The following is a 2467-nucleotide window of genomic DNA, read 5'->3' as shown; positions in this document are numbered from 1 at the left end:
TGTAACTACAGGTTCACTCATACGAGAAAGCTTGAACAAGCGAAACTGCTCCCTGTCGGGACAATACGCATATACAAACCACTGTTGCCCTTTCAGCACAAGCGTATGCGGTTCTACATTCCGTTCCGTTCTGATTCCTTCGGCATTTCGATAGGTAAAAGCAAGCGTGCACGCTTGACTCAGTGCCTCTTTTACCTTTATTAGTTTAGCTTCCTGTACAGCCTGATTCCCCCATCCCGAATGATCGACAATGAACTGTGTAGCTCGGACACTAAATTGCTCTTTCTCAGACTCTGGGATAATACTTTCAAATTTATGAAGCAACCGGGACACATTGGGACCGCCCAACGACGAGGACAAACTTTGCAAGCCCATCACAATATCCTTGATATCATGATCTGTCAGTATACTACGATCCAGGCGATATCCTTCCATCAAACCGATTCCCCCACCTGCTCCCTGATAAGTCACTACGGGGATACCAGCTAAACTAATCGCTTCAATATCTCTATAAATCGTCCGGATCGAAACCTCATACAAATCAGCGAGTTCCTTTGCTTGTATTCTATTTCTTTTTAACAGCAAGATGACGATAGAAAGCAATCGATCAATTTTCATTTTTCTCAAACCTTCCACTCTTAATAAAAATATGCCATGAGTTCCTCATCATATCCCTGGCCTTGATATTCTAAGGCGTTCTTTTCTATACCATAGGTTGTAAATCCCCATTTACTATAAAGCTCAACTGCTGCTTGATTGGTAGCTACCACACTCAAATTGATTTGTTTCAATCCTTCCACCTTTTTACCTCGACTGATCACTTCCATTAAAAGTTTCTTAGCGATTCCCTGGCTCCGGTAAGTCGGTGGTACATAAACTCCCCAAATCATTCCTTTATGCTGTGTCTTTATTTTGTCTTCTCTTCTAAACCCAGTCATGCCAGCCAGTTGATGATCCTTTGTAAATGCACCAAGTATGTAATACTCTCTCTTATTTTGTATTCCCATCCCTCCAAATGTTTTCCTCCATCTTACTCTATCTCTTATTTAATTAAAATCTATGATGCCTAAATGAAAATAACCTCAGATGCTAGATCCAGCCGGATCTAGCATCTGAGGCTTCAATAACTCATTACATATTATGACTCGTAGCGTTTCAGCACAATGACTGCATTATGACCACCGAAGCCGAACGAATTAGATAACCCAATATTTAATGAAGCCTTGCGCGCTTTGTGAGGCACATAATCCAGATCGCAAGCAGGGTCCGGGTTGTCCAGGTTTATCGTTGGCGGGATGATGCCTTCTCGCAGGCTTTGTACCAGTGCAATCGCTTCAACGCCGCCCGCAGCTCCCAGCATATGACCCAGCATGGACTTATTAGCGGTAACTGGGATTTGATAGGCATAGTCGCCAAATAACTTGCGGATCGCTAGCGTCTCCCCTACATCCCCTGGCAGCGTACTCGTTGCGTGGGCACTGAGCACGTCCACTTCTTCTGGGGAGATGCGGGCCGAATGAAGGGCCGCTTTCATTGCTAGATAAGCCCCGGTTCCTTCGGGATGCGGTGCAACCATGTGATAGGCATCCGAACTCGCTCCATAACCGATGACCTCGCCATAGATTTCTGCTCCCCGGCGGGTAGCGTGCTCCAGCGACTCCAGTACCAGGATGCCTGCTCCTTCGCTCATGACAAAGCCGTCACGATCCTGATCAAACGGCCGGCTTGCTTTCGAAGGCTCCTCGTTACGTGTGGACAAGGCTGTTGCATTAGCGAAGCTTGCCAAGGCCAATCGGGACACTGCAGCTTCAGCTCCACCGGCAAAAATGACATCCGCATCTCCTGTACGAATGGTCCGAAATGCCTCTCCAATTGCAGTGTTCCCAATAGAGCAAGCCGTCACGGGTGAAAGCGTAGGACCCATCGCCCCAAACGCGATACTAATTTGGGCAGCCGCCATATTTGAGATCATCATAGGTACCAGCGTTGGGCTAACTCTGCCTGGCCCCCGCTGTAGCAGCACGTCCACATTATCGACCAATGTATCCAAACCGCCGACTCCTGATCCTACGTATACACCTACACGCTCCAGATCCGTGCGATCCAGTTCCAGACCAGAATCCTTGAGTGCTTGCTCAGCCGCATATAATGCAAACTGAGTAAATCGATCCATTCGTCTCGCATCCTTACGTCCCCACTGCTTTTCTGCATCAAAATCCTGTACCAGTCCAGCAATTTTTGCTTTTAAATCAGACACATCAAATGACTCAATTTTTTGTATACCTGAATGGCCCGCCACCAAATTGTTCCACAGCGTGCCTACTTCATTCCCCAATGGTGAAACGACACCCATACCTGTTATCACTACTCTTTGCATAAGCTATTCATTCCTCCTGCTCAATGGCTTACTTATAAACCTCATTTTACGCTCGTCTTATCCTATTACAAGTGTTTGTTTATCCTGGTA

Annotated in this window: 3 protein-coding genes; all 3 read right to left on the bottom strand. The window is 46.5% G+C overall.

The annotated features are described in order from the left end of the window. A partial coding sequence (locus AC5V8P_RS25035) for a helix-turn-helix transcriptional regulator (protein ID WP_495474001.1) occupies window positions 1–618 on the bottom strand: 618 nt, incomplete at its 3' end. A 20-nt stretch (window positions 619–638) separates the two neighbouring features. Then, the gene (locus tag AC5V8P_RS25030) at window positions 639–1007 is read right to left on the bottom strand and encodes a GNAT family N-acetyltransferase (protein WP_081276757.1); all 369 of its coding nucleotides are present in this window, start codon (window positions 1005–1007) and stop codon (window positions 639–641) included. Between the two features lie 131 nt (window positions 1008–1138). Then, window positions 1139–2377, bottom strand: coding sequence for a beta-ketoacyl-ACP synthase II (fabF, locus tag AC5V8P_RS25025; RefSeq protein ID WP_064796131.1), 1239 nt, complete (start codon window positions 2375–2377; stop codon window positions 1139–1141). Between the last annotated feature and the right edge of the window lie 90 nt (window positions 2378–2467).

The sequence above is a fragment of the Paenibacillus sp. N119s genome (assembly GCF_059447605.1).
This window is presented reverse-complemented; position numbering and strand designations above follow the sequence as displayed.